16 protein-coding genes and 1 pseudogene are annotated in these 21,223 nt (G+C 71.3%); 7 read left to right on the plus strand and 10 right to left on the minus strand.

What is annotated here, in order from left to right; genetic code table 11:
* Nucleotides 1-4 precede the first annotated feature (4 nt).
* The 3 genes and pseudogenes from pstA to ABXS86_RS15705 all read right to left on the minus strand — a co-directional run bounded on the left by pstA (nt 5) and on the right by ABXS86_RS15705 (nt 3,396).
* Nucleotides 5-1,087 carry a phosphate ABC transporter permease PstA gene (gene pstA, locus ABXS86_RS15695; protein ID WP_353665074.1) on the minus strand — a complete coding sequence of 361 codons (1,083 nt, stop codon included), beginning with the start codon at nt 1,085-1,087 and terminating at the stop codon, nt 5-7.
* Nucleotides 1,088-1,194: 107 nt separating this feature from the next.
* A pseudogene (gene pstC / locus ABXS86_RS15700) lies at nt 1,195-1,971 on the minus strand (phosphate ABC transporter permease subunit PstC); the annotation flags it as partial.
* 294 nt (nt 1,972-2,265) lie between these two features.
* Nucleotides 2,266-3,396 (minus strand): PstS family phosphate ABC transporter substrate-binding protein, encoded by a 1,131-nt coding sequence (locus ABXS86_RS15705; protein WP_307213003.1) that lies wholly within the window; start codon nt 3,394-3,396, stop codon nt 2,266-2,268.
* 175 nt (nt 3,397-3,571) lie between these two features.
* On the opposite strand from ABXS86_RS15705, the gene ABXS86_RS15710 reads away from it, so the two are divergent.
* Nucleotides 3,572-7,516 (plus strand): Pls/PosA family non-ribosomal peptide synthetase, encoded by a 3,945-nt coding sequence (locus tag ABXS86_RS15710; RefSeq protein ID WP_353665076.1) that lies wholly within the window; start codon nt 3,572-3,574, stop codon nt 7,514-7,516.
* Nucleotides 7,513-8,808 (plus strand): M1 family metallopeptidase, encoded by a 1,296-nt coding sequence (locus ABXS86_RS15715; protein WP_353665077.1) that lies wholly within the window; start codon nt 7,513-7,515, stop codon nt 8,806-8,808. The genes ABXS86_RS15710 and ABXS86_RS15715 overlap by 4 nt, the downstream gene beginning before the upstream one ends.
* Nucleotides 8,809-9,337: 529 nt before the next feature.
* Here ABXS86_RS15715 and ABXS86_RS15720 read toward each other — a convergent pair.
* The 5 genes from ABXS86_RS15720 to ABXS86_RS15740 form a co-directional block, all read right to left on the minus strand.
* Nucleotides 9,338-10,912, minus strand: a complete 1,575-nt coding sequence (locus ABXS86_RS15720; protein ID WP_353665078.1) for an HNH endonuclease — start codon at nt 10,910-10,912, stop codon at nt 9,338-9,340.
* 183 nt (nt 10,913-11,095) lie between these two features.
* Nucleotides 11,096-11,602 carry a hypothetical protein gene (locus ABXS86_RS15725; protein ID WP_353665079.1) on the minus strand — a complete coding sequence of 169 codons (507 nt, stop codon included), beginning with the start codon at nt 11,600-11,602 and terminating at the stop codon, nt 11,096-11,098.
* Entirely contained in the window at nt 11,599-12,537 is a 939-nt protein-coding gene (locus ABXS86_RS15730) for an NUDIX hydrolase (protein ID WP_353665080.1), read from the minus strand. Before ABXS86_RS15730 ends, ABXS86_RS15725 begins: the two co-directional genes overlap by 4 nt.
* On the minus strand, nt 12,534-14,702 hold the full coding sequence (locus ABXS86_RS15735) for an RNA degradosome polyphosphate kinase (RefSeq protein ID WP_353665081.1): 2,169 nt from the start codon (nt 14,700-14,702) through the stop codon (nt 12,534-12,536). Before ABXS86_RS15735 ends, ABXS86_RS15730 begins: the two co-directional genes overlap by 4 nt.
* A 67-nt stretch (nt 14,703-14,769) precedes the next feature.
* Nucleotides 14,770-15,462: a response regulator transcription factor gene (locus tag ABXS86_RS15740; protein ID WP_353665082.1), complete on the minus strand. Its 693-nt coding sequence runs from the start codon at nt 15,460-15,462 to the stop codon at nt 14,770-14,772.
* Between the two features lie 117 nt (nt 15,463-15,579).
* On the opposite strand from ABXS86_RS15740, the gene ABXS86_RS15745 reads away from it, so the two are divergent.
* From ABXS86_RS15745 to ABXS86_RS15760, 4 genes are all read left to right on the plus strand, one after another.
* On the plus strand, nt 15,580-15,870 hold the full coding sequence (locus tag ABXS86_RS15745) for a hypothetical protein (RefSeq protein WP_353665083.1): 291 nt from the start codon (nt 15,580-15,582) through the stop codon (nt 15,868-15,870).
* Between the two features lie 133 nt (nt 15,871-16,003).
* Entirely contained in the window at nt 16,004-16,603 is a 600-nt protein-coding gene (locus ABXS86_RS15750) for an FABP family protein (protein ID WP_353665084.1), read from the plus strand.
* A 2-nt stretch (nt 16,604-16,605) separates the two neighbouring features.
* Nucleotides 16,606-17,694, plus strand: coding sequence for a YgfZ/GcvT domain-containing protein (locus ABXS86_RS15755; protein WP_353665085.1), 1,089 nt, complete (start codon nt 16,606-16,608; stop codon nt 17,692-17,694).
* Nucleotides 17,691-18,800, plus strand: a complete 1,110-nt coding sequence (locus tag ABXS86_RS15760; RefSeq protein WP_307212983.1) for an FUSC family protein — start codon at nt 17,691-17,693, stop codon at nt 18,798-18,800. The genes ABXS86_RS15755 and ABXS86_RS15760 overlap by 4 nt, the downstream gene beginning before the upstream one ends.
* 2 nt (nt 18,801-18,802) lie before the next feature.
* Here the strand turns inward: ABXS86_RS15760 and ABXS86_RS15765 are convergent, their stop codons facing one another.
* Nucleotides 18,803-19,591 (minus strand): class I SAM-dependent methyltransferase, encoded by a 789-nt coding sequence (locus ABXS86_RS15765; RefSeq protein ID WP_353665086.1) that lies wholly within the window; start codon nt 19,589-19,591, stop codon nt 18,803-18,805.
* Between the two features lie 59 nt (nt 19,592-19,650).
* On the opposite strand from ABXS86_RS15765, the gene ABXS86_RS15770 reads away from it, so the two are divergent.
* The gene (locus ABXS86_RS15770) at nt 19,651-20,397 is read left to right on the plus strand and encodes a phosphoglyceromutase (RefSeq protein WP_144833830.1); all 747 of its coding nucleotides are present in this window, start codon (nt 19,651-19,653) and stop codon (nt 20,395-20,397) included.
* Nucleotides 20,398-20,454: 57 nt separating this feature from the next.
* Here ABXS86_RS15770 and phoU read toward each other — a convergent pair whose 3' ends face one another.
* Nucleotides 20,455-21,138: a phosphate signaling complex protein PhoU gene (gene phoU / locus ABXS86_RS15775; protein ID WP_251508214.1), complete on the minus strand. Its 684-nt coding sequence runs from the start codon at nt 21,136-21,138 to the stop codon at nt 20,455-20,457.
* Between the last annotated feature and the right edge of the window lie 85 nt (nt 21,139-21,223).

Below are 21,223 nucleotides of genomic sequence, written 5' to 3' on the forward strand. Positions count from 1 at the left end.
GGGCTCAGCGCGCCTTGGGCGCGAACACCGCCGCCACGATACGGGCGATCAGGTTGAAGATGACGACGAGGACGACGAGCAGGAAGGCCGCACCCCAGGCGTTTGCCTGCGACGCGTCGATGTCCTGCCCGGGGAAGCTGTACGCGGTGTACGCCATGACGGGAAGCGTCTGCATCGGTCCGTCGAAGGGGTTGGAGTTGAAGTTGTCGGTGAAGCTGGCGGCGATGAAGATCGGCGCGGTCTCACCCACGACGCGGGCCACGGCGAGCACGACGCCGGTGATGATTCCGGATGCCGCGGTGCGCAGGACGACCTTGATGATCGTCGCCGAACGCGGCACGCCCAGGGCGAGGGACGCCTCGCGCAGGTCGGCGGGCACAAGGCGCAGCATCTCTTCGGTCGAGCGGATGACGATGGGGATCATCAGCACGCAGAGGGCGATGGATGCCGAGAAGCCGCTGAACGCCTTCGGACCGATGACCAGGCTGAACAGCGAGAACGCGAACAGACCGGCGACGATCGAGGGGATGCCCGTCATCACGTCGACGAGGAAGGTGATGGCGCGACGCAGCGGGTTGTTCGGCTGCGCGTACTCGACCAGGTAGACCGCGGCGAGGATGCCGATCGGCACGGAGATGAGCGCGGCGATGCCCGTGATGATCAGCGTTCCGGCGATGGCCTGCCACGCACCCGCCGTGGCGACGACCTCGAGGGTGTTCGGGTCGAAGGTCGATCCGCCGGTCTGGGTGATGAAGTTCCAGTTGACGACCGCGAGGCCCTTGGAGACGACGGTCCAGAGGGTCGAGATCAGCGGGGCAACGGCCAGCAGGAACGCGACGGTGACGAGGCCGCGCACCACCCGGTCGACCGCCTTGCGACGGTTCTCGACGATGGTGGAGCCGACGCCGATCGCGATGAGGTAGATGATCGCCGAGAGGATCAGCCAGGTCGCGAGGTTGAAGCTGCCGAGCAGCAGCTGCACGCCGGCGACGACGATCGCGACGCCCACGAGCATCATCGGCTCGATGTAGCGCGGGAGCTGCCCGCTGGTCAGCGCCAGGGGAGCGGAGGGGGCCGTGACGGTCATGAACGCTTGCCCTTCTTGCGGCCCTTGGACCCGGGTCCGGTCGCACCGATGATGTAGCGGGCGAACATGTTGACCGCGAGCGACACGACGAACAGCATCAGGCCCGTGCCGATCAGCGCCGAGCGCTGCAGGTCGGTGGCGATGGGGAAGTTCAGCGCGATGTTGGCGGCGATGGTCTGGGAGTTGTACCCGTCGCTGAGCAGCAGGACCGAGTAGATGAGGCTGGGCGACACGATCAGCGCGATGGCCATGGTCTCGCCGAGCGCGCGGCCCAGGCCGAGCAGCGTGGCCGAGACCATGCCGCTGCGGGCGTAGGGGAAGACCGACAGGCGGATCATCTCCCACCGCGTCGCACCGAGGGCGAGGGCCGCCTCTTCGTGCAGGCGCGGGGTCTGCAGGAACACCTCGCGGGTGATCGAGGTGACGATCGGGAGGATCATCACGGCGAGCACCACGCCACCGGTGAGCATGGTCGAGCCGGTCGACGAGACCGGACCCTGGAAGAGCGGGATCCAGCCGAGGTACTGGTTGAGGAACTCGCCGACCGGCAGCAGCAGCGGGCGCATGACGATGATGCCCCAGAGGCCGAAGACGATCGAGGGGACCGCGGCCAGCAGGTCGACGATGTAGCCCAGGAATCCGGCGATGCGGCGCGGGGCGTAGTGCGAGATGAACAGCGCGATGCCGATCGCGACCGGAGCGCCGATGATCATGGCGATGAGCGCCGCCCAGATGCTGCCGAACAGCAGCGGGCCGACGTACTGCCAGAAGTTGGTCCATTGGCCGTTCTGGTAGCCGGCGAGGTCGCCCTCGGTCCAGTTGCCCGTGATGGCGGGCAGGCCGCGCAGGATCAAGAAGATCGCGACGCCGGCGAGGATGATCATGATCGACACCGCGGCGGTGGTCGACAGACCGAGGAAGACGGAGTCTCCGACGCGGCGCCTGCCGACGATGCTCGAGCGAGGCTGCGACGGCGGCGGGGAGGCGGGCGAGGTCTCGGGTTCGGTGACGGTGTCAGTCACGGGGGACCTCACGCTCGGCACGGGTCATGGGTTCTCCTCGATCGGGTGTTCTCTGAGGATTTCGGCTCAGCGGAACGTTCGACGGTGGTCGACCGTTCCGATCAGCCCGGCCCGGCCCGCAGGTGAATGCGGGCCGGGCCGAGTCCGACGAGATGTTTACTTGATGGCCGAGAGGGTCTCCTGCGCGGCCTCGAGGACCGACTCGGGCAGCGGAGCCGAGCCGGCGTTCTTGGCGGCGACCTCCTGGCCGAGGGTGCTCGTGATGAAGCCGAGGTACGACTTCACGAGCTCGGCCTGCTTGGCGTCCTTGAACGAGGTGCAGGTGATCGCGTACGACACGAGCGGGATCGGGTAGGTCTCGGCGGTGAGCTTCGAGTAGTCGAACTTCTTCGACAGGTCACCCGTGACGCCGTTGCTGGCGTCGGCAGCCGCGAGGTCGAAGGTCTTCGAGACGGCCTCGCCGCTGTACGCGATGGCGGTGCCGTCCTGGACGATCGACGCGGCGTTCAGGTCGCCGATGGCCGAGTGGTCGGCGTAGCCGATGGTGCCCGTACCGGCCTTGACGGCCTCGACGACACCCGAGCCACCCTTCTGCTTCGACACGTTGCCCTCGATCGGCCAGTCCTTGCCGGCCGGGGAGGTCCACACCGACGACTGGGTCGCGGCGAGGTAGTTGGTGAAGTTGGTGGTCGTGCCCGAGCCGTCCGAGCGCGCGACGGTGGTGATGGGGCCCGCGGCGAGGGCAGTGCCGTTGTCGGCCGTGATGGCCGGGTCGGACCAGTCGGTGATCTGCAGCGCGAAGATCTTCGCGATGGTCTCGCCCGAGAGCTTGAGGTCGGTGACGCCGGGGATGTTGAAGATGATCGCGACACCGTCGAGGTAGATCGGGATGTTCACGCCACCCTCGGTGCACAGCGCCTTCGACTGGGTGGTCTGGTCGGCGGTGAGGGGAGCGTCGGAGCCGGCGAAGTCGTAGGCGCCGCTCAGGAAGTTGGTGACACCGCCGCCGGAGCCCTGCGACTTGTCGTAGTTGATCGTGACGCCCTTGGCCTGGGCGTTGTACGCGGCGGTCCACGCGGCCTGCGCGTTCGACTGGGCGCTCGAGCCGCCCGACGTGATGGTGCCCGTGAGGGCGGTGTCGACGGTGAATGCCACGCCGGAGTCGGAGGGGGAGGCCGAGGTGCCGGCGGCGTCGCCACCGGAGGCCGAGGGGCCGGCGCAACCGGCGAGCGCGAGAGAGGCGACGGCGGCCACGGTGCCCAGCTGGGCGAGGCGGGAGATCTTCACTGTGTGAATCCTTCGGATGTCGGGAACTGGAAACCCGGTGCAGGGCTCTCCGGCACGGTAAACAGCGACTGCTAACAGACTGCGTTGTGCGGGTGAACGGCAGGTGAACCGGGCGCGCCGTTCCGGGGTGTTCTGCGGCGGAATCCGTTTCCCCGGGGCCGGTACTCTTCCGTCCGTGACGACACCCGCCTTCGCCGCACAGGCTCCGCTCGATCGAACGGCCGCCGCCGCCCCCGCCCGCACGCTGATCGACCTTCTCAGCGACGTCGCGTCGCGGCATCCGGAAGCCTCGGCGATCGACGACGGATCGGGCGCGCTGAGCTACCGCGAACTGCTGGCGCGCGTGTGGCGCACGGCCGCGGCGCTGCACGCCGCCGGGGTGCGCCGGGGCGACCGCGTGGGGGTGCGGATGCCGTCGGGCTCGAAGGAGCTGTACGTGTCGATCCTCGCGGTGATGGCGGCCGGGGCGGCCTACGTGCCCGTCGACGCCGACGACCCCGACGAGCGAGCGCGATTGGTGTTCGGCGAGGCGGGAGTCAAGGGCATCGTGGCCGGTGACGGCGAGTTCGTCGCGAGCGATCCGGATGCCGACCTCGTCCGCCTGTACGAGGGCGATGCGCCCCACCCGAGCACCAACGCGGTCCCCGTGGTCGCGCCCCCGGGCGTCGACGACGACGCGTGGATCATCTTCACCTCGGGCTCCACCGGGGTGCCCAAGGGAGTCGCGGTCACCCACCGGTCGGCTGCGGCGTTCGTCGAGGCGGAGGGACGTATCTTCCTGCAGGGCGATCCGCTGGGACCGGGCGACCGGGTGCTCGCCGGGCTCAGCGTCGCCTTCGACGCCTCGTGCGAGGAGATGTGGCTGGCCTGGGGGCACGGTGCGTGCCTCGTGCCGGCGCCGCGCTCGCTCGTGCGCTCGGGTGAAGACCTCGCCCCGTGGCTGCTGCGTCAGAGCATCAGCGTCGTGTCGACGGTGCCGACGCTCGCGGCGATGTGGCCGGCCGACTCGATCGAGAACGTGCGCCTGCTGATCTTCGGCGGGGAGGCGTGCCCGCCCGAGCTGGCGGCGCGACTCGTCGCGAAGGGGCGCGAGGTGTGGAACACCTACGGCCCCACCGAGGCCACCGTCGTCGCGTGCGCCGCGCCGCTGGACGGATCGCTCCCCGTGCGCATCGGCCTGCCGCTCGACGGCTGGTCGCTCGCGGTCGTCGACGGCGAGGGCCTGCCGGTCAGCGAGGGCGAGGTGGGGGAGCTCATCATCGGCGGCGTGGGCCTCGCCCGCTACCTCGACCCCGCGAAGGACGCGGAGAAGTACGCGCCGATGCCGACGCTGGGGTGGGAGCGCGCCTACCGGTCGGGTGACCTCGTGCGCTTCGACCCGGCGGGCCTGGTGTTCCAGGGACGCGCCGACGACCAGGTGAAGGTCGGCGGTCGACGGATCGAGCTCGGCGAGGTCGAGTCGGCACTGCAGGACCTGCCCGACGTCAGCGCTGCCACGGTCGCCGTGCGCACCACCGAGGCCGGGGTGCCGGTGCTCGTGGGCTACCTCGTCATGGAGGAGGGGGCGGAGCTCGACCGGTCCGCCGCGCGGGCGGCGCTGGCCGAGCGACTGCCCGCGGCGACCATCCCCCTGCTCGGCGTCGTCGACGCCCTGCCGGTGCGCACCTCCGGAAAGGTCGACCGCGCGGCGCTGCCGTGGCCGCTGCCGGGCGTCGACGCGCCCGCGGCGACCGACTTCTCCGCCGACGAGGCGTGGTTGGCCGAGCAGTGGCAGGCGGTGCTGGGGCTCGCCGTCACCGACCGGAAGAGCGACTTCTTCGATCTCGGAGGCGGCTCGCTCGCCGCCGCGCAGCTGGTGTCGCGCATCCGCGTGCGCGTGCCGGAGTTCTCGGTCGCCGACATCTACGACGTGCCGCGACTGGGCGCGATGGCGAAGGCCCTCGGCCCGCAGCTCAAGGACGAGACGCCCGCGTCGTTCCATCGGGCCGCGCCCACCCCGCGATCGACCCAGTGGGTGCAGACGTTGCTCGGGGCCCCGCTGTTCATCCTGTCGGGCGTGCGGTGGTTGCTGTACCTGCTCACGGCATCCGCGATCCTGCAGACCGTGCCCGGCTTCGAGGTGCTCCCCTCCGTTCCCTGGCCCGTGCTCGTCATCGGCCTGCTGATCTTCTCGACCCCGTTCGGGCGCATGGCCATCGCCGTGGCATCCGCCCGCCTCCTGCTGGCGGGGGTGCGCCCCGGCGACTATCCGCGCGGCGGCGGGGTGCACATCCGCCTGTGGCTGGCGGAGCAGATCGCCGACCAAGTGGATGCCGTGGGCCTGGCCGGAGCGCCGTGGGTGTCGTATTACGCGCGGGCCCTGGGCGCACGCATCGGCCGCGACGTGGATCTGCACGCTCTGCCGCCCGTGACGGGGATGCTCGTGATCGGCGACGGCGCCTCGATCGAGCCCGAGGTCGATCTGACGGGGTACTGGATCGACGGCGACCTCGTGCGCATCGGCCAGGTGCGCATCGGGGCCGGGGCGACGGTCGGCGCCCGATCGACCCTCGCGCCCGGTACCCGCATCGGTCGACGGGCCGAGATCGCCCCGGGCTCCGCGGTGTTCGGTCGGGTCAAGGCCGACCAGTCGTGGGCCGGCTCTCCCGCCGAACGGGTGGGCGGGATCGCACGGGACTGGCCGCGCGAGCGGCCCGCTGCCCCCACGCGGTGGTTGTGGGCGTACGCGGTGTCGGCCGTCGTGCTCGCGCTCCTGCCGCTCGCCGCCTTCACCGTCGGAGGACTCGTGCTCGCCCAGGGCCTGCGCGGCAGCGCGGAGCTCGCGCAGGCAGCCGGGGCGGCGTTCGCGTGGCTCGTTCCGGCCGTGGCCGTGACGGGGCTCGTGTTCGCGGCATCCGTCGTGCTTCTCGTGCGTCTGTTCTCGATCGGGCTCGTCGAGGGCACCCACCCGGTGCGCAGTCGCGTCGCCTGGCAGGCGTGGACGATCGAGCGACTGCTCGACGCCGCGCGCACGATCCTCTTCCCGCTGTACTCGTCGCTGTTCACGCCGGTGTGGCTGCGCATGCTGGGCGCGCGCGTGGGTCGCGACGTCGAGGCGTCGACCGTGCTGCTCATCCCGTCGATGGCGCGCATCGAAGACGGAGCGTTCCTCGCCGACGACACGATGATCGCGTCGTACGAGCTGCACGGCGGATGGATGCGCATCGGTCCCGTGCGCATCGGCAAGCGCGCGTTCCTCGGCAACTCCGGCATGGCGGCCCCCGGACACCGCGTGCCCCGCGACGGACTGGTCGCGGTGCTCTCGGCCGCCCCGCCCAAGGCGAAGGCGGGGTCGTCGTGGCTCGGCTCACCCGCCGTGCGCCTGCGTCGCCTGTCGGCGGAGGGCGACGAGTCGCGCACGTACCGGCCTACTGCCGGTCTGCGGCTCGCGCGCACGCTGTGGGAGCTGTGCCGCTTCGTGCCCGTCGTCGTCACGTGCGCCATCGGGCTGGGCGTGCTCTTCGCGCTCGCCGCGCTGTGGGACACGGTCGGTCCGGTGGGGACGCTGCTGCTCTCGGGCGTCGTGCTGCTGGGCGCGGGAGCCGTGGCCGCCGGGGTGTCGACCGCGGCCAAGTGGGCGATCGTCGGCGTCATCCGGGCGGGCGAGCAGCCCCTGTGGTCGAGCTTCGTCTGGCGCACCGAGGTGTCGGACACCTTCACCGAGATGGTCGCCGCACCCTGGTTCGCCCGTGCGGCCGCGGGGACGCCCGCGCTGGCGGTGTGGCTGAGATCCCTCGGCGCGAAGATCGGCCGGGGCGTGTGGTGCGACAGCTATTGGCTGCCCGAGCCCGACCTGGTCACTTTGGGCGACGCGTCAACCGTCAACCGCGGATGCGTGGTTCAGACGCATCTGTTCCATGATCGAATCATGAGCATGGACACCGTCGAGTTGGAACCGGGTTCCACGCTCGGCCCCCACAGCGTCGTGCTGCCCGCCTCGACCCTCGGGGCGCACGCCACGGTCGGACCCGCGTCGCTCGTCATGCGCGGCGAGACGGTGCCCGTCGGTTCGCGGTGGAGCGGCAACCCCATCGGCCCCTGGCGCGCGGTCAAGGTGCGCGCCTACCAGTCGACCTCGTGAGCGCCGACGCCTACGCCCCGCAGAGCGGCGACCTCTCGTACGACGTGACGTCGTACGACCTGGTGCTCGGATACCGCGTACGCACGAACCGCCTCGAGGGGGTGGCCACGATCTCCGCCGTCGCCCGGCAAGCGGTGACGTCGTTCGCGCTCGACCTGGTCGGGCTCCGCACCTCGCGCGTGAAGGTCGATGGCGAGGCGGTGCGGTTCACTCCCGGGCCCCGTGCGCTCCGGGTGACGCCGGCGCGGGCGCTCAGCGTCGGCGAGGCGTTCGAGATCGAAGTAGCGTACGCGGGGGCCCCCGCGCCGCGTCGGTCGCGGTGGGGCGCGGTCGGGTGGGAGGAGCTCACCGACGGTGCCCTCGTGGCCGGGCAGCCGGTCGGAGCCCCCACGTGGTTCCCCTGCAACGACCGACCCGACAACCGGGCTCCGATGCGCCTCGAGATCACCGTCGACGACGGCTACACCGCGGTGGCCACGGGAGTCGAGAGCGTCAGCTCACGTCGAGGCGGTCGGGTGACCTCGACGTTCGTCTCCGACGTGCCGACCGCCACCTACCTCGCCGCCGTGCACGTGGGGCGGTATCGCACGCGCCCGCTCGCGGGCTCCGGCACCGGGGTCGTTCCCGCCGTGACGGTGAGCGCGCCGCCCGCCCTCACCGCGGCGGTCGATCGCGCCTTCGCGCCGGTGCCCGAAATGCTGCGGCTCTTCGACACCCTCTTCGGGCCCTACCCCCAACCCGCGTGCACGCTGGTGGTCACGGCCGACGAGCTCGAGATCCCCCTCGAGGCCCAGGGTCTGGCCGTGTTCGGGATGAACCACCTCGTCCCCGCCGCCCAGCGCCTCGTCGCACACGAGCTCGCGCACCAGTGGTTCGGCAACAGCGTGGGGCTGGCGCGCTGGAGCGACATCTGGCTCAACGAGGGCTTCGCCTGCTACGCGGAGTGGTTGTGGTCGGAGCACTCGGGCGGACCGACCGTGCAGACCTGCGTGGGCGAGTACCACGCGCGCTTGGCGGCGAAACCGCGCGATCTGCTGCTGGTGGATCCCGGGCCCGACGACATGTTCGACGATCGGGTCTATAAGCGCGGGGCGCTGACCCTTCACGCGGTGCGCCGTCAGCTGGGCGACGCCGCCTTCTTCGGCCTGCTGCGGTCGTGGACCGCGGAGCACCGCCACGCCCTCGTCACCACCGACGACTTCCGCCGCGCCGTCGAGCGCGTCGGGGGAGCGGATGCCGTGGCGACGCTGTCGCGCTGGATCGATTCCGAGGCTTTGCCGCCCCAGCCCTGACCGGGTGATGCGGCCTGGGCAGGTCGCCGTTCGAGAGGCCCGCCTGTCGTTGCCGACCGCCGATGCGGGGGCGCGCGTGCGCCTGCATTCGACGCGAGCGCGTCTGCTCGACGCGGGTGCGTCTGCTCAACGCGGGCGCTGCTGCCGACGGCCGACCGTCGATGCAGGGACGGGCGTGGACGCGCGTGCGCTTGCATTCAGCGCGAGTGCGTTGCTCAGCGTGAGCGCGCCTGCTCAGCGTGGGCGCTAGCGCGAGCGCGTCTGCACGCGGACGCGGGTGCAGGGCGGTGCGCGCCAGAAGGGTGGGGACGGGGCGCCGAGTGCGTGGGTGCGGCTGCAGGGTGCGGGTGCGGGGTGGTGTGCGTCAGAAGGGTGGGGGTGGGTCGGCAAGGGCGCGGGCGCATCTGCTCGATACGAACGCATCAGCCCGGCGCGGGCGTGTATGCCAGGCGCGGGCGCGTCTGCGAGGCCCGGGTGCGGGTGCGGGTTGGCGCGCGAGGGGTGGCGTGGGTGCATGGCTGTGCGGGTGTCAGAAGGGTGGGGGTGTGCTGTTGTCGTCGGGGTCGGGTGGGGGTGGGTCGTCGGGGGTGAAGCGGACGGCGGGGGAGTAGGGGAGGGGTTCGTCGGTGTAGGTGCGGCCGGTGGGGGAGGTCCATGTGAGGATGCCGCCGGGGAGTTGGGTGACCTGCCAGCGGGTGAATTGTTTGTGGGTGTGGTGGCGTTGGCAGAGGTGGGCGAGGTTGGTGATGGTGGTGGGGCCGCCTTTGGCGTGGTCGTGGGTGTGGTCGACTTCGCAGCGGATGGCGGGGATGGTGCAGCCGGGCCAGCGGCAGTGGCGGTCGCGGGCGCGGAGGTGGCGGTCGATGGCGGTGGTGCGGTGGTAGGTGTCGGTGTGCAGGACTGCCCCGGTGAGGGGGTGGGTGAGGACGCGGTCCCAGGGGGTGGGGGTGGTTTCGGCGAGGGTGCGGGCGGTGTGGGCGTCGATGGGTCCGTGGCCGATGAGTTCGGCGGGGTCGTGGTTTTCTCGGGTGGGGTCGAGGATGGTGAGGGCGGGCACGACGATCTGGACGCGGGCGCGGATGGTGCCGAGGGTGCCGGGGCCGTCGTCGGTGCGGGTGGGGTCGGCTTCCGGGGCGGCGGCCAGCAGCAGGTCGGCGAAGATGTCGGCGCGCAGCTGCGCGGTGGTGCGCTGGTCGGTGGCGAGCACGGTGGCGGGGGAGAGCGCGGCTTGAGCGGCGGACTGCCCCGAAACGGAGTCGGAAACGGGGGCGGATGCCGCGGCGAAGGCGGAGACGGGTCGGGACTCAGAGTCTGACGGGGAATCGAGGCCGAGATGGAGACCGGGCTGTGCGCCGGATACCGCGGAGCCGGTTGCGCCGGCGCCAGTCGCGTCGACACCAGCGAGGGACCCGTCGCCCCCGTCGAGCCCGAGCCCGAGCCCGCCCCCAGCCCGAATGTCGAGGAGTGCGCGGGCTTGATGCGTGAGGCGGTCGTAGATGCCGACGGCGAGGACCGTGGGCAGGGTCGCGATCAGGTCGGACATGCCGTCGGCTTGGGTGAGGAGACGGACGCAGCGGGTGTCGCGGCCGCGCTGGTGGCGTTCGGTGAGGGTGGTGGGGTGCAGTTTCTCGGCCAGGACCGCCAGACGGGAGCGGAGGCGTGCGGGGCTGCGGCCCTCGGCGGTGGCGACGGCGAGAAGGTCGAACTCCGCCTTCTTCTCCGGCGGGAGGGCTGAGCCGATGTCGGCGATGACGTGGGCGTGGGCGCGGGTGAGAGCCCCCGCCTCCCACGCGGCGAGGGTGGTGGGGTAGTCGTCGACGAGGGTCATCGCCTGACACATCTGCCGCTGCACCGACCGGTCGGAGAGGTTCTCGGCCGCGGCGAGCTCGGATGCCACCTCGCGGAGGGCCAGTTGCGCGGCGCGGGCGGACGCACGCTGGTCGGCGAGGACGTCGAGGGCGAGGTGCCCGGCCTCAGCGAGAGCGCGGGTGCGGGCGACCTCCGCGGCGGCGAGCACAGCGCCGGTGGAGCGGACCTCGGCGAGCACCGCGGACAGGCCACGCGGGCCGTTCTCCGGGGGTGTCGACGAGGTCTCGTATGACATGTGTGCATGCTAGCGACGACCTCCGACATTGAACCCGGGTACCACAGCGCACCCGGAAAACCCCAGGTCAAACGGACGCAGGTGATCTTGCGGGTGAAGTCCGCCACGGCATCCGGAAGCGTCCGAAAACCGCCGTGCACCCCCGCTGTCGCGGGCGCGACCATCGCGCGAGAGCCCCAGCGCTCACGACCCGAGAGCGACGGCCGCGACGATGCCCGTCGGTGACTTCACGTCCTCGCCCCGCCAGACGACGTTGTCGGCCCTCGCCTCCTGCACGCGCGCGCTCCACCCGTGTTCGGTGAGCGAGACCTCCACACGCGCCGGATCCACCGCGAGTCCCCGCCCGTCGGCTTTGAGCACCGCCTCGACGCGCGCCCACGAGAGCGCGTCACCGCCACCCGGCAGCACGCGTTCGAGGCCCGTGACGTCGGCGGGCACGGCATCCACTCCGATCGCCGCATGCTTCTGCGTCATCGCGACGACCGTCCACCCGGCCGCGTACGACACCGAGACCGCGGCATCCGCCCCCTCCACCCGCACGCGACCGTGTTCGCCGCCGCACGAGGGGCACCGCGAGACGAAGCGAGCGGACGGCAGCAGCTCCGCCAGCACGGCACGCGACACCGTTCGACGGTCGACCCCGGGGGGCACCGCGCGCCAGACGACGCGGATGCCGGGACGCAGCGTCACACCTGCGGTTCGTGCGTCTCGATCGCGACGATCCCCGCACCGGGGTGCTCGACGGGGACGTGCACGACCGAGAACGCCGCGGGCTCGAGCGCCGACGAGCTGCCGAGGTACGAGCCCCGCATGGTGCCGGTGGCCAACGCCAGCTCGTGCATGATGTCGGGGAGCACGGGACCGTGGCTGACCACGACGACAGGCTTGCGGGCGCGGACGCGTTCTCCGACGACCGCACGCGCGTCGGCGGTGCCTTCTTCCCAGGCGTCTTGACCGATCGCGGCGCTCACGACGATGCGCTGGCCGAGCGCCTGCGCGATGGGGGTCGCGGTGCGCACGCATCGCTCGGCCGGACTCGACACGATCCGACGCACGCCGAAGGCGAGGAGGGGGCCGACGATCGCCTGCGACTGCCGGCGTCCGCGGGGGGTGAGGGGCCGGGCGGTGTCGGTGCCGTCCCACTCGTCGCGCGAACGGGCCTTCGCATGGCGCAGCACCACGATCGGGAACGTCGGCAGTGCGCGTTCGTCGACGATCCGCGTGAACTCGTCGAGGATCTCGGTGTCGACCGGGTAGCTGAGGTGCTTGCGCGCCTTCTTCAGGCTCACCCACTCGATCGCCGCGACCTCCTTGTTGGGCACGAAGCTCGAGGTGCGCACGGCGGCATCGGTGGCCTCGGCGGCCCAGTAATGCACGATCTTGGTGCGCGAGCTCGGCATCCGGTATCGAGACACCCCGACCGGCACGCCGAGGCTCACCCGGATGCCGGTCTCTTCGCGGATCTCGCGCACGGCCGTCTCGGCGAGCGTCTCACCGGGGTCGACCTTGCCCTTGGGCAGGGTGACGTCGCGGTACTTCGTGCGGTGGATGACGAGGATCCGCAGCTTGCCCTCGACGATGCGCCACACGACACCGCCGGCGGCGTAGACGGCGGTCTCCGTCACCGCGCCGTCCGCGAGCGTCGCTTGCGCTGCACCAAGCTCATCGTGTGCTCCTGCAGGTCGACGAGCAGGGCGCCCTCGGCGTCGACGCTGTGACGCGTCCACTCGCCCTCCGACCCCAGGTGCCACGAACTCGTGCCGTCGTCCATCGCCAGGTCGAACAGCGAGGTCAGCTCGCGCACCTGACCCGGGTCGACCACGCGCACGAGCGCCTCGACGCGGCGGTCGAGGTTGCGGTGCATCATGTCGGCGCTGCCGATGAACATCTGCGTGTCGCCGTCGTTCGCGAACGAGAAGATGCGCGAGTGCTCGAGGTAGCGACCGAGGATCGAACGCACCGTGATGTTCTCGCTCATGCCCTCGACGCCGGGTTTGATCGAGCAGATGCCGCGGACCCAGACCTCGACGGGCACGCCCGCCTGGCTGGCGCGGTACAGCGCGTCGATGATCTGCTCGTCGACCATCGAGTTGACCTTGATGCGCACACCCGCGGTCTTGCCGGCGAGGGCGTTCTGGCGCTCCTTCTCGATGTGTCGCAGGAGACCCTTGCGCAGGTGCAGGGGGGCGACGAGCAGACGCTTGAACTTCTTCTCGATCGCGTAGCCGCTCAGCTCGTTGAACAGGCGCGTGAGGTCGCGGCCCACCTGGTCGTCGACCGTGAACAGGCCGAAGTCCTCGTAGATGCGGCTCGTCTTGGGGTTGTAGTTGCCCGTGCCCACGTGGCTGTAGTGGCGCAGGCGGCCCTCTTCTTCGCGGATGACGAGGGCGAGCTTGCAGTGCGTCTTGAGTCCGACCAGGCCGTAGACGACGTGGACGCCGGCCTTCTCGAGCTTGCGTGCCCAGACGATGTTGTTGGCCTCGTCGAAACGGGCCTTCACCTCGACGAGCGCGAGCACCTGCTTGCCGGCCTCGGCGGCGTCGATGAGCGCCTGCACGATGGGGCTGTCGCCCGAGGTTCGATACAGCGTCTGCTTGATGGCGAGCACGTGCGGGTCGCGGGCGGCCTGCTCGAGGAAGCCCTGCACGCTCGTCGCGAACGACTCGTAGGGGTGGTGCACGAGCACGTCGCCCTTGCGGATCGCGCCGAACAGATCGGCGCGGCCGTTCTGCTCGGGCGGCTGGAAGGCCAGCGCCGTCTTGGGCACGTGGGGCGGGTAGCGCAGGTCGGGCCGGTCGATGCGCGAGAGGTCGAAGAGGCCGCGCAGATCGAGGGCACCGGGCAGGCGGTAGACCTCCTGCTCGGTGATGTCGAGCTCGCTCAGCAGCAGCGAGCGGGTGACCTCGTCCATGTCCTCGGTGATCTCGAGGCGGATCGGGGGTCCGAATCGACGGCGCAGCAGCTCGGCCTCGAGCGCCTGGATGAGGTTCTCGGTCTCATCCTCTTCGATCGTCATGTCTTCGTTGCGCGTGAGGCGGAACGCGTGGTGGTCGAGCACCTCCATGCCCGGGAACAGGTCGCCGAGGTGGTTGGAGATGAGCTCCTCGAGCGGGAGATAACGCACGCCCGGCCCATCGCCGCCGATCTCGACGAAGCGGGGGAGCATGGGGGGCACCTTGAGGCGCGCGAACTCCTGGCGGCCCGTGCGCGCGTTGCGGATGCGGATCGCGAGGTTCAGCGACAGACCCGAGATGTAGGGGAAGGGGTGCGCCGGGTCGACGGCCAGCGGCATGAGCACCGGGAAGACGTTGCGCTGGAAGTACTCGGTGAGTCGCTCGGCGGTGGGCTCGTCGAGCGAGCCCCACGACACGACCTCGATGCCCGACTCGGCGAGGGCGGGGCGCACCTTCTCGGTCCATGCCGCCGCGTGGCGCAGCTGCAGACGATGCGCTTCGGCCGAGATGTCGGCGAGCACGTCGAGGGGGGCACGACCGACGTTGGTGGGAACGGCCAGACCCGTGACGATGCGGCGCTTGAGACCGGCCACGCGCACCATGAAGAACTCGTCGAGGTTGCTGGCGAAGATCGCGAGGAAGTTCGCGCGCTCCAGCACAGGGACGGTGGGGTCTTCGGCGAGCTCGAGGACGCGCTGGTTGAACGCCAGCCAGCTCAACTCGCGGTCGAGGTAGCGGTGGTCGGGCAGCTGGTCGTCTTGGACTTCTACGGCTTCGTCGAAGTCGTCGTCGTCGGCGTCGCCGAGTCCGGCATCCAGCGCGTCGTGTTCGATCATCCCCACATCATTGCAGGGGTCGGTGACACGCGCGTGAACACGGGGTGCGCGTGGCCGCGTCGCGGCCTCAGGCGGGGGCGGATGCCGCGGGCTGGGGGTCGTCTTCGTAGACGTTGAACCGATAGCCGACGTTGCGCACGGTGCCGATGAGCTGCTCGAGATCGCCGAGCTTGGCGCGCAGGCGCCGCACGTGCACGTCGACCGTGCGCGTGCCGCCGAAGTAGTCGTAGCCCCAGACCTCGCTGAGCAGCTGCTCGCGCGTGAACACCCGCGAGGGGTGGGTGGCGAAGAAGTGGAGGAGCTGGAACTCCTTGTAGGTGAGGTCGAGCGGCTTGCCGTGCACCTTCGCCGAGTAGGAGGACTCGTCGATCGTGATGCCCGACGTCGAGATGCGCGTGGAGACCTGCTCGGCGCTGCGCCTGCCCATGGCCAGGCGGATGCGCGCGTCGATCTCGGCGGGGCCTGCTCCCACGAGCACGACGTCGTCGATGCCCCAGTCGGTCGAGACGGCGGTGAGACCGCCCTCGGTGATGATGAGCACGAGAGGAGCCTCGATGCCGGTGGTCGAGAGGATCTTGCACAGCGACTTGGCGCCGACGAGGTCGAAGCGGGCGTCGACGAAGATCACGTCGGCGCTCGGCGCGTTGACCATCTGGGCGGCCTCGGCCGGGATCTGGCGGACGCGATGGCTCAGCAGTTCGAGCGCGGGCAACGCCGCGCCGCCGCCGGGGGCGGAGCTGAGAACGAGAAGCTGAGCCAAGGAGACCTCCCCGCGCGGTCTGCCGCGCACCCGATCATCTTAGGGTGACGCGGCGCGCCGCTCGTGTCACCGGCGTTCCGCGTGCGCGGGAGCGCACCCGTGGGTGATGATGGGGACATGTCGACCCCCGACCTCGCGCCGCGCCGGACGTTCAGCGGCATCGTCGCCGTGTGGGTGCTCGCGGCCGTCGCCGGAGTGCTCATCGGCCTCCTCGCCCCCGCGCACTGGCGCGCGCAGTGGATCAGCGTCGCCCTGGGCGGATGCCTGATCGTCTCGTTCGCCGTGCAGCTCTGGTACGGCCGCTCGCAGGCCTTCATCCAGCGCATGGCGATCAGCAGTCTGGGGGCCGCGGTGGTGCTGGGTCTCATCACGGCCGGTTTCGCGCTGGCGGCCGTCGTCTCGGGATAGAGTTGGGGCATGGACCTCCTCGCGCTCGAACTGTTCTTCGTGGGACTTCTCGGCCTCGCCTCGCTGGCGATCGCCTTCGTGTCCGGAACGGTCATCTGGAACCTCTTCCGCGGTCAGCGCTGACGGTCGTCTCGTGATCGAGATTCCGACCGATCTCCCCGCCGACCTCGTCCCCCTCTCGTGGCTCGTCGGCGTCTGGGAGGGCACCGGCGTCATCGACTACGAGGTCGACGGACGTTCCTACTCGGGTGAGTTCGCCCACCGGGTGAGTTTCAGTCACGACGGCGGCGCGTTCCTCAACTACTCCGCCGACGCCTGGCTGATCGACGCGGGCGACCGCCGTCCGCTCGTCTCGGAGATCGGCTACTGGCGCCTCGCCCGCCCCGCGGGCGACGCCGACGCCGGTCCCGCCCTGCTTCCCCCCACCGCCCCCGCCGTCGAGCGCACGGCCGACGACGTCGAGGCCCTGCGCAACGCCGGCGGCGGCTTCGACATCGAGGTCAGCCTCGTGCACGCCGACGGGGTGCTCGAGCTCTACGTCGGTCAGGTGAAGGGTCCTCGCATCGACCTCGTCACCGACGCCGTCGTGCGCGCCTCGGGGGCGAAGACCTACACCGCGGCGACGCGGCTGTACGGCCTCGTCGACAACCATCTCCTGTGGGCGTGGGACATCGCCGCCCTGGGCCGCGAGCTCGGCTCGCACGCCTCGGCGCGTCTCGCCCGGGCGGAGTGATCATGGCCTCCCTCTCCGAGATCCCCGGAGCCGTGCTCGACGACCGCGGCCTCCGTCACGTGGGCTCGCCCGTCGCGGAGCAGCGACGCCTGGCATCCGGAACCGCCGTCGCGCCCCTGGGTGACCGTCGCGTCGTGTCGGTGTCGGGCGAAGACCGCCGGAGCTGGCTCGACTCGTTGTCGTCGCAGGCTCTCACGCACCTCGCCCCGGGCGTGTCGACCGAGATGCTCATCCTCGATCCGCAGGGTCGCGTCGAGCACGCGGCATCCGTCGTCGACGACGGCGAGACCGCCTGGTTGATCGTCGACGCGGCCGATGTCGAGGGCCTCGCCGCCTGGCTCACGCGCATGCGCTTCCGCCTGCGGGTGGAGGTGCAGGACCGCTCGGCCGATCTCTTCGTGGTGGGCGGCACCCGCGCTGCGGTGAGCGGCCTCCCCGCCGTCGCACCGGTCTGGATCGACCCGTGGCCCGACGTGTCGCCCGGCGGGTGGGCCTACGCCCGCGTCGATCCGCACCCGGGAGCCGACCGCGACTGGGCCGAGGCGATCCTGGATGCCGCGGAGTTCGACGCCCTCGTCGGGCGCGCGGCGCGCGGCGAGATCTCCGTCGCGGGTCTCGACGCCGTCGAGGCGCTCCGGGTGGCCGCCTGGCGACCGCGCGTGTCGGTCGATGCCGACGAGCGACTGCTTCCGCACGAGATGGACTGGCTGCGTACCGCGGTGCACATGTCGAAGGGCTGCTACCGCGGCCAGGAGACCGTCGCGAAGGTGCACAACCTCGGTCACCCGCCGCGTCGGGTCGTCGCTCTGCAGCTCGACGGCAGTGACAACGTGCTCCCCGCCCGCGGCGACGCCGTGCGCGCCGGCGACGACGTGATCGGTGCGATCACCTCGGTGGCCATGCACCACGAAGAGGGCCCGATCGCGCTCGCTCTGGTCAAGCGCAACGCGCCCGAGGGAGTCCCGCTCCTCGTCGACACCGCCGACGGCCCCCTCGCCGCCGCCGCGGAGACCGTCGTCCCCGCCGACGCGGGAGCAACCGCCTCCGTTCCGCGTCTTCCGCGCCTGGGCCGCCGCCGCTCCGCGGAATGACAGACGACGACGCCTCGACGACCGTCGGGGTCGTCGTGCCCCGATCCCGGCTGCGCACCACGCTGCGCCGCAGGGTGCTCCGGGTGCGCGAGTCGCTCCCGGCCGCGGCGCAGATCGTCGCCGCCGCCACCGCCGCCTACGCGTTCGCCCACTTCGTACTCGGCCACCCCGTGCCGTTGCTCGCGGCCACCGTGACGGTCTCGAGCCTCGGGCTCGTGCGCGATGCGCGGCCGTGGCGGGTCGCCGAGACCGTCGCGGGCATGCTCGTCGGCATCCTGATCGCCGAGCTCGTGCTGCTGCTCGCCGGCGCCGGGTGGTGGCAGATCGCGCTCGCGATGTCCCTCACGCTCGTGGTCGCGCGCTTCCTCTCGCCGCAACCGGGGTTCGCGCTGGCCGCGGTCACGCAGTCGCTCATCGCTCTCGTGCTCGTCACCGGCGCACCGTTCCTGCGTCTCGTCGACGGCGCGGTCGGCGGGCTCGCCGCGCTCGTGGTCACCGCCCTCATTCCCCGCACCCTGCGACGCACCGAGCTGCGCGACGCCGACGAACTGTTCGACGCGCTCGATGCGGCGATGGCGAGCATCGTGCGGGCACTCCGACGGGGTGACCGCGTCCGCGCGGAGCGCGCACTCGAGCGCGCCCGGTCGCTGCAGACCTACGTCGACGCGTGGAGCGGATCACTTGAGTCGGGGCGCGAGGTGGCGCGCATCTCGCCGTTCCTGCGGGGCCAACGCAGCGAGCTGCAGCGGCACGAGCGCGTGCGCGCGGCGCTCGACCTCACCACCCGCAACCTCCGCGTCGTCGCCCGGCGCGCGGCCTATCTGTGCGCCGACGGCGTGAGTCGCCCGGTTCCGGCCGACCTGCTCGCCGACCTCGCCCGCGGTGCGGCGCTCGTTCGCGAGAGCCTCGACGACATCTCGATCGAGCCGGTCGCGAGAGAGGCCGTCGCCGCGGTTGCGCGTCGCCTCGACCCGGCCGCGCTGCTTCCCGACGGCGGTGTGGGCGAGCTCAACCTCGTGTCCGCGCTGCGGCCGCTCGCCGTCGACCTGATGGTGGCGGCGGGCATGCCGGCCGCCGAGGCGCGGGCGTTGCTCCCGCGCATCTGAGCTCAGCGCGGAGCGACCGCGTGCCAGGCGACGCCGATCTCGCCCAGCCGCCACCGCTCGCGGCGCAGCAGCGGCCATCCCGCATCCTGCAGGGCGAGCATCGCGGTGCGCCAGCGGTGCACGGGACCGAACGGGGCGACCGCGGCGGCGCGGACCCACTCGCGCTCCAGAGCCGCGACGAAGGAGTGCACGCGCTCGCCCTCGACGTTGCGGTGGATGAGGGCCTTCGGCAGTCTCTCGGCCGCGACGGCGGGGGAGTCGAGCTCGGCGAGCCGCAGCGACACGGTGAGCGACCGGGGCACGGCATCCGCCCCCACCTCCACCCAGGTGGCGATGCGCCCAATCTCGTCGCAGGTGCCCTCGACCAGGATGCCGTCGGGCTGCAGCCGCGCGCACATGCGGGCCCAGGCCTCGGCCATGTCGGCCTCGTCGTACTGGCGCAGCACGTTCATGGCGCGGATCACCGCGGGGCGACGCCCACCCGGCAGCGGCACCTCGAACCCGCCGCGCGCGAACGACACTCCCTCGACGCCCGCGGACTGCTCCCGCGCACGGGCGACACGGTCGGGGTCGATCTCGAGGCCGAGCACCTCGGCGTCGGAGCGCTGGCTGCGCAGGCGCGCGAGGAGCTCGAGCGGGGTGACCGCGCTCGCGCCGAAACCCAGATCGACCACGAGCGGATCGTCGGTGCGCCGCAGCACCGGATGCCGCGCGATCCAGCGGTCGATGCGGCGCAGACGGTTGACGCCCGTCGTGCCCCGGGTGGGGCGTCCGACGGGCGAGGGGGTCACTCCGACATGATGCCAGCCCGGGCTCGGGTGCGAGGCGCGCGCCTCGGTAGCATGGACCCATGCCTCACACGCTGATCCTGCTCCGCCACGGGCAGAGCGAATGGAACAAGACCAACCAGTTCACCGGCTGGGTCGATGTGCGACTCACCGATCAGGGCAAGGCGGAGGCGAAGCGCGGCGGCGAGCTGCTCGCCGAGTCCGGCATCCTGCCCGACGTGCTGCACACCTCGGTGCTGAGCCGCGCGATCCAGACCGCCAACCTCGCCCTCGACGCGGCCGACCGCCTGTGGATCCCGGTCAAGCGCTCGTGGCGCCTGAACGAGCGCCACTACGGCGCCCTGCAGGGCAAGGACAAGGCCCAGACCCTCGAGGAGTTCGGCAACGAGCAGTTCATGCTCTGGCGCCGCTCGTTCGACGTTCCGCCGCCGCCGCTGCCCGCAGACGACCAGTACAGCCAGGTCGGCGACCCCCGCTACGTCGGCATCGACGGCGAGGTGCCCGACACCGAGTCGCTGAAGATCGTCATCGACCGCATGCTGCCGTACTGGCACAGCGACATCGTCCCCGACCTGCAGGCCGGCAAGACAGTGCTCGTCACGGCCCACGGCAACTCGCTGCGCGGACTGGTCAAGCACCTCGAGGGCATCAGCGACGCCGACATCGCCGAGCTGAACATCCCCACCGGCATCCCGCTGGTGTACCGCCTCGACGACGAGATGAAGCCCCTCGGCCCGGGCGAGTACCTCGACCCCGAGGCCGCCGCCGCGGGAGCCGCCGCCGTGGCCGCGCAGGGCAACAAGCACTGAGACCGCAACGACGAAGGGGGCGGATGCCATGGCATCCGCCCCCTTCGTCGTTCGCGATCAGATGACCGGGCTGGGCTCCACGACGGTGTCGTCGTCGGCCCCGGCCCAATCGCCGGTCGCCAGGTAGATGACCTTCTTCGCGACCGAGACCGCGTGGTCGGCGAAGCGCTCGTGGTAGCGGCTGGCGAGCGTCGCGTCGACGGTCGCCGTGGCCTCGCCCTTCCAGGAGTCGCCCAGCACCTTCTCGAAGACGTTCACGTGCAGCTCGTCGATGGCGTCGTCGTCGTCGCGGATCGCCTCGGCGAGGCGCAGGTCCTGCGTGCGCAGCAGCTCGGCGAGCTTGCGCGCCACCTCGACGTCGAGTTCGCCCATGCGGGTGAAGGTGCTCTTGAGGCCCTTGGGGATCGCGCGCTCGGGGAAGCGCGAGCGGGCGAGCTGGGCGATGTGCTCGGCCATGTCGCCCATGCGCTCGAGCGAGGCGCTGACGCGCAGCGCCGTGACGACGATGCGCAGGTCGCGGGCCACGGGCTGCTGGCGCGCGAGGATCTCGATGGCGAGCTCGTCAAGCTCGACGGCCTTCTCGTCGATGATCGCGTCGGCTTCGATGACCTCTTCGGCCAGGGAGACGTCACTGGTTCCGAACGCACGGGTGGCGCGGTCGATCGCGATGGTCACGAGGTCGGCGATCTCGACCAGGCGGCTCTGGACGTCCTCGAGGGACTGGTGGAATACTTCGCGCATCGCGGGTACCTTCCTCGTCGGCGGCACGGCACAGGGAGTCCCGCGGCCTTCGGGGATTCTTCCCAGCGAAGGTTAACGAGTGGTG

This window comes from Microbacterium sp. che218 (genome assembly GCF_040436305.1).
Lineage (GTDB): Bacteria > Actinomycetota > Actinomycetes > Actinomycetales > Microbacteriaceae > Microbacterium > Microbacterium algihabitans.